This is a genomic window from Paenibacillus ihuae, from assembly GCF_001368795.1.
GTDB lineage: Bacteria > Bacillota > Bacilli > Paenibacillales > Paenibacillaceae > Paenibacillus_AQ > Paenibacillus_AQ ihuae.
This window is the reverse complement of the sequence record NZ_LN831198.1, coordinates 471,875-477,586: the sequence shown is the minus strand read 5'-3', so window position 1 is coordinate 477,586 and position 5,712 is coordinate 471,875. Positions and strand designations below refer to the sequence as shown.

The 5,712-nt window shown below is 49.9% G+C and carries 6 protein-coding genes; all 6 read right to left on the bottom strand.

The window, feature by feature from the left end:
- Nucleotides 1-770, bottom strand: a 770-nt coding sequence (gene ald, locus AQR02_RS33400; protein WP_245237053.1) for an alanine dehydrogenase, incomplete at its 3' end; no start/stop codon positions are given.
- 179 nt (nt 771-949) lie between these two features.
- Entirely contained in the window at nt 950-2,149 is a 1,200-nt protein-coding gene (locus AQR02_RS02215) for an ABC transporter substrate-binding protein (protein WP_054939201.1), read from the bottom strand.
- A gap of 72 nt (nt 2,150-2,221) precedes the next feature.
- Nucleotides 2,222-2,923: an ABC transporter ATP-binding protein gene (locus AQR02_RS02210; RefSeq protein ID WP_054939200.1), complete on the bottom strand. Its 702-nt coding sequence runs from the start codon at nt 2,921-2,923 to the stop codon at nt 2,222-2,224.
- Nucleotides 2,924-2,928: 5 nt separating this feature from the next.
- A complete protein-coding gene (locus AQR02_RS02205; protein WP_054939199.1) occupies nt 2,929-3,711 on the bottom strand; it encodes an ABC transporter ATP-binding protein in 783 nt (260 codons plus the stop codon).
- Nucleotides 3,680-4,648, bottom strand: coding sequence for a branched-chain amino acid ABC transporter permease (locus AQR02_RS02200; RefSeq protein WP_054941955.1), 969 nt, complete (start codon nt 4,646-4,648; stop codon nt 3,680-3,682). Before AQR02_RS02200 ends, AQR02_RS02205 begins: the two co-directional genes overlap by 32 nt.
- A gap of 12 nt (nt 4,649-4,660) precedes the next feature.
- The gene (locus tag AQR02_RS02195) at nt 4,661-5,566 is read right to left on the bottom strand and encodes a branched-chain amino acid ABC transporter permease (protein ID WP_054939198.1); all 906 of its coding nucleotides are present in this window, start codon (nt 5,564-5,566) and stop codon (nt 4,661-4,663) included.
- Nucleotides 5,567-5,712 lie beyond the last annotated feature (146 nt).

The window sequence follows — 5,712 nt, the reverse complement described above, 5'->3', positions numbered from 1 at the left end:
TGCTGCACCATATACTCTTTTACTAGCTTCGGTGCACGGGCACCGGGGATAAGGACGGCACCTATCAGCAGATCTGCCTTGCGTACCGCCTGTTCAAGATGATAGGAATCCGACATGATCGTAACCAGACGCCCGCCAAAAGTATCATCCAGATAACGGAGCCTGCCGGCATTCGAATCAAGCACAGTTACCCGCGCACCCAGCCCCAGCGCCATTTTCGCCGCATTCGTGCCTACGATGCCCCCGCCTACGATCACCACTTCGCCCGGCTGCACACCTGGAACACCGCCCAGCAGAACCCCCTTGCCGCCATGCGGCTTCTCCAGCAGCTGAGCTCCAATCTGTACCGCCATCCGCCCGGCCACCTCGCTCATCGGAATCAGCAGAGGCAAGGAGCCGTCTTCCAGTTGAATGGTTTCGTAGCCTACTGCCGTCACTCCGCCATCAACCAGTGCCTGCGTTAGACCTGCTTCGGGAGCTAAATGCAAGTATGTGAACAAAATAAGCCCTTTGCGAAAATAGCTGTACTCTTCAGGCAATGGCTCCTTCACCTTAATGACCATGTCCGCCTGATTCCACACTTCTGCCGCTGAGGATTGAATACGTGCACCCTTATCCAGATACTCCTTATCAGTGAATCCACTGCCAATACCGGCCGATTGCTCGACCAGCACCTCATGACCTGCTTTGCGGAGGGCTTCCACTCCCGCCGGGGTGATCGCTACACGGTTCTCGTTATTTTTGATCTCTTTGGGTACACCGACAATCATGACTGTTCCTCCTCAACGTTTGATGGAGATGTACTTCATGTTCATCGAAAAAAAGGCTCACCATTGAGCCTTTCTCTTCACAGCCAAGGTGATTCAGGGAGCACCAGGCTCCCCGCTTCTCACCAAAATTATTTGTAGTCCTTAATGTTCATTCCCCATATCCTATGCGGAAGAATCGCTTATGGATTAACTTTTGCTTCAAAAGTTTGTACGCCGTTGACGAATTTCAGGACGACCGCAGCTTTAACCGGGTCATGGGTTTCATTCAACGTGATTTTACCAGTAGCCAACTGCAGATCCTTCGTTGCGGCCAGAGCCTCTTTGATCTTGGCAGGGTCAGCTTCTCCCGCACGGGTAATCGCGTCAGCAACCAATTTAAGTGCATCGTATCCAAGAGCAGCCATACCATCCGGTACCGCGCCGCCATTCGCAGCTTTGTAAGCTTCAACGAACGAGGTTACTTCAGTAGCAGTATCTTCCGGCGAATAGTGATTGGACATATAAGTGTTCTCTAGAGCTGCTGCACCTGCGATTTCCGCCAATTGAGGGGAATCCCAGCCGTCGCCGCCCAGGAAAGGTACCGTAATCCCCATTTCACGCGCCTGCTTCACGATTTTACCTACCTCTTCATAATAGCCTGGCAGATAGATTACATCCGGATTAGCTTCTTTGATACGTGTCAGTACAGCTTTGAAGTCAGAGTCTTTTTGCTGATAGGATTCTTGGCTCAGCACTTCCCCGCCGTTGGCTTTGAACGTTTCTTCAAAAAACTTCTGCAGACCCTTTGAGTAGTCACTCGATGTGTCCGTGTAGATTACAGCAGTTTTGGCGCTCAGGTTGTTGGTCGCAAAGTTAGCCATAACCTGGCCTTGGAAGGGATCGATGAATGCTGCACGGAATACCCATTCATTCACATCGCCGCTGCGTTCATCAACGGTTACTTTAGGGTTGGTGGCTCCAACAGCTACGAGAGGAATTTTCTTCTCTGTGGCTACGGGAACGATACCCAGTGTGTTGGTCGAGGTGGAAGCACCGATAATCGTAACAACTTTATCGTTGGTAATCAGTTTTTGTGCAGCCTGCGTAGCTTCCTCGGATTTCGAGGCGTTGTCGGCTACGACCAATTCCAGCTGCTTGCCCAGAATACCGCCGGCTTCGTTAATCTGCTGTACAGCCAGCTTAGCCCCTTTAGATGCGGAGTCGCCGAAAGAAGCCTGGCCGCCTGTGAGTTCAAGGTCAGCACCGATTTTGATTGTGCCTCCGGCAGCATTTCCGCCGTTTGCAGAGTTAGTGCTGTTCTCTGTGTTGTTGTTACCGCAGCCTGATGCTAACACCGCAGTCAGTACGGTTGACAAAATAATGGCCCCAATTTTCTTCATAGTTTCTCCCAGCCTCCTGATAATATAATTTTTTATATGTTGGATCTTTGATGCCGTATTAGGTAAGTCTGCCTAGTGGCCAAGATAAGCCATTTTGATTTCTTCCGAATCCGCCAGTTCCTTGGCGTCTCCCTCCAGAACAACTCTTCCGGTTTCCAGCACATAGGCGCGGTGGGCAATTTTGAGCGCCTGATGAGCGTTCTGCTCAACCAGCAGTACAGTCGTTCCAGCCGCATTGACTTCCTGAATGATTTTGAAAATATCCTGAACCAGCAGCGGAGCAAGACCCATAGAGGGTTCATCCAGCAGCAGCAGCTTGGGGTGTCCCATGATAGCGCGGCCCATGGCCAGCATCTGCTGTTCCCCTCCAGATAAGGTTCCGGCTTGCTGTTTCTTGCGTTCACGAAGTCTTGGAAACGTGTTATACACTCTCTCGAAGTCGGCGGCAAGCGTTTTTCCATCCTGCAAATAAGCGCCAAGTTCAAGGTTCTCCTCAACGGACATATTGGCGAACACACGCCGGCCTTCAGGACAATGAATCAGCCCCTGCTTCACAATCGCCTGCACGCTCTGGTTCGCAATCGACTTATCCAGGAACTCAACGCTCCCGCTCTTCGGCTTAAGCAGCCCGGAAAGTGTCTTAAGGAGTGTCGACTTACCAGCCCCGTTGGCGCCGATTAGTGTCACTATCTCCCCCTGGTTTACCTTGATACTGAGATCCTTCAGTGCGTGAATGGCTCCATAGTAAACATTGATTCCCTGTACTGTAAGCATCGCCTTTACGCCTCCTGTCCCAAATACGCTTCAATAACCTTCGGATTATTCCGGATTTCTACCGGAGTTCCGTCGGCAATAAGTATTCCGCGGTCCAAGACATAGATCCGGTTGCAGACACCCATTACAAGCGACATATCATGTTCAATCAGGAGAATGGTCAGATCGAATTCTTCGCGGATCCAGGCAATCAGATTCATCAGATCCCGCGTCTCGTTCGGATTCATACCAGCCGCCGGCTCATCGAGCAGCAGCAGCTTAGGACCGGCTGCAAGCGCACGGGCAATTTCAAGGCGCCGCTGATTCCCGTAGCTGAGATTACCGGCGGTTTCTTCACTTTGATCCGCGAGATTGAATATCTTCAGAATGTCCATCGCTTTTTGGGTAATCTCCTGCTCTCCCTTGAAATGCTTCGGCAACCGGAGCATGGAGCTGAACAATGAATGTCTGGCATGCTGATGAAAAGCAATCTTTACATTTTCCAGCACCGTCATTGCCGTAAACAACCGGATGTTCTGGAAGGTCCGCGCTGCTCCCTTATGATTGATCTTAAAGGGCTTCATTCCGCCAACCGACTCATTATTAAGCATGATCTTACCGGTCGATGGCGGATACACCCCGGTTAACAGATTGAATAAGGTTGTCTTCCCGGCACCGTTCGGTCCGATCAGACCAATCAATTCCCCTTTGTTAATATGAAGGGAAACTTCGCTAAGCGCCTTGAGGCCTCCAAAGGAACGGCTGGCCCCCTGAACATCAAGGAGTACTGCTGTCGCTGATGCTGCCATTTGGCTTTGCCTCCTTTTTACCAAGCTTGCCGAAATTGATTTTGGTTTTGCCGAGCAGGCCGCTCGGACGGAAAATCATCATCATAATCAGAACGATCGAATAAATAATCATCCGCCATTCCGGGAATTCACGGAGATAGGTATATAACAGGGTAACGAAGACTGCACCTACGATTGAGCCTGCCGTACTGCCCAGTCCCCCCAGAACGACCATTACCAGAATCTCGAATGATTTCAGGAAGTTAAAGCTGCCCGGAGTGATGACATAGAAGGTATGAGCAGACAAGCCGCCAGCCATACCGGCAAACAACGCGCCGATGGTAAAGGCAATCACCTTATACATTGTCGTGTTAATCCCCATTGCCTCTGCGGCAATTTCATTCTCACGGATTGCCAGACAAGCCCGGCCATGTGTAGAACGGATAAAGTTATTAATTAGAACGATAGTGAATAGAGCAAAGAAGAAAATAATGGTCCATGTCGACTTGGCCGGAATACCGCTGAGCCCCGAAGCGCCGCCGACATATTCCGTATTCAGCAGGATAATCCGGATAATCTCGCCGAATCCCAGCGTTGCAATAGCCAGATAGTCACCGTTCAGCCGAAGGGTCGGCATCCCGATCAGCACGCCGCATAGTGCAGCTACAATTCCGCCCGCCACAATAGCCAGAATGAACGGCACGTCATAGTCCAGCGTCAGAATAGCCGAGGTATAAGCACCTACAGACATAAACCCGGCGTGTCCAATGGAGAACTGTCCCGTAATCCCGTTAATCAGGTTGAGTGAGACGGCCAGCATTACATTGACGCCGATCAAGAGCAACATAGACCGGGTTACATCACTAAAGATTCCCGTTGTTAGAAGAACTTGAACGATTCCATAGAACGCTAAGGCAAAAATAATGCCCAGCCAGAATTTTCTATTCATTTTTTTCATGCTGTTCTCCACCTACACTTTCTCCCGGACATTCTTGCCAAACAGCCCGGATGGTTTAAAGATCAGGATCAGAATCAGCACGGCAAAAGCCACACCATCACGCCAGGAGGAATAACCCAGCGATGAAATTTCAGTCTCAACCGTTCCCAGCAGCAGTCCGCCTACAAGAGCTCCCGGAATACTACCGATCCCTCCAAGCACTGCGGCCACGAAGGCTTTGAGTCCCGGCATAACACCCATGAGCGGATCCACGGAGTTGTAAGTCATACCGAAGATTACGCCTGCAGCTGCAGCAAGTGCCGAACCGATCGCGAAGGTTGCAGATATCGTGCGGTCTACGTTGATCCCCATCAATCGCGCCGCCTCCATATCAAACGAAACCGCCCGCATAGCTTTACCGGTCTTAGTGTAGCGTACGATATATTGCAGAATAAGCATTAAGACGATCGTTGTAATCAGAATCATGACCTGATTCGAATCAACCTGGATCGAACTGCCGAATAACTCATATTGTTTCTTAACCATGATATCCGGAAAACCCTGTGCCTGCGGTCCAAGAATAAGGACTCCGACATATTCCAGTAGGAATGAAACACCAATTGCAGTAATCAGCGCCGCGATTCTTGTAGACTTACGAAGCGGCTTATAGGCCAGTCGTTCAATGGTGATTCCCAGCAGAGCACTCATGGTCATCGAGATAATCAGCGATAAGAGCAGCACCACTACCGGAGGAAAACCGGCATTCGCCAGATATTTGGCGCTATATAGCCCGATAAATGATCCGACCATAAATACATCGCCGTGAGCAAAATTGATCAGCTTGATAATCCCGTAAACCATTGTGTAGCCAAGGGCGATCAGAGCGTAAATACTGCCCACGGAAATTCCGTTAATTAGTTGCTGAATGAAGTACTCCATCGCCATCCCCTTTTCTCATAATAGTTAAAATTCCCCTTTCTCTGCCTTGCATTCTGTTTTTCCCTCTAAGATGTTATTTATATTAACACAGGGTTATTTGCCCGTCACTAAAAAAGTGTGTTTTTAATATAAAATTCGAAATTTCG

What these genes read in the sequence shown, in the direction of transcription:
- AQR02_RS02215 (WP_054939201.1), bottom strand. Translation starts at nt 2,149, where the DNA reads ATGAAGAAAATTGGGGCCATTATTTTGTCAACCGTACTGACTGCGGTG.
- AQR02_RS02195 (WP_054939198.1), bottom strand. Translation starts at nt 5,566, where the DNA reads ATGGAGTACTTCATTCAGCAACTAATTAACGGAATTTCCGTGGGCAGT.
- AQR02_RS02205 (WP_054939199.1), bottom strand. Translation starts at nt 3,711, where the DNA reads ATGGCAGCATCAGCGACAGCAGTACTCCTTGATGTTCAGGGGGCCAGC.
- AQR02_RS02200 (WP_054941955.1), bottom strand. Translation starts at nt 4,648, where the DNA reads ATGAAAAAAATGAATAGAAAATTCTGGCTGGGCATTATTTTTGCCTTA.
- AQR02_RS02210 (WP_054939200.1), bottom strand. Translation starts at nt 2,923, where the DNA reads ATGCTTACAGTACAGGGAATCAATGTTTACTATGGAGCCATTCACGCA.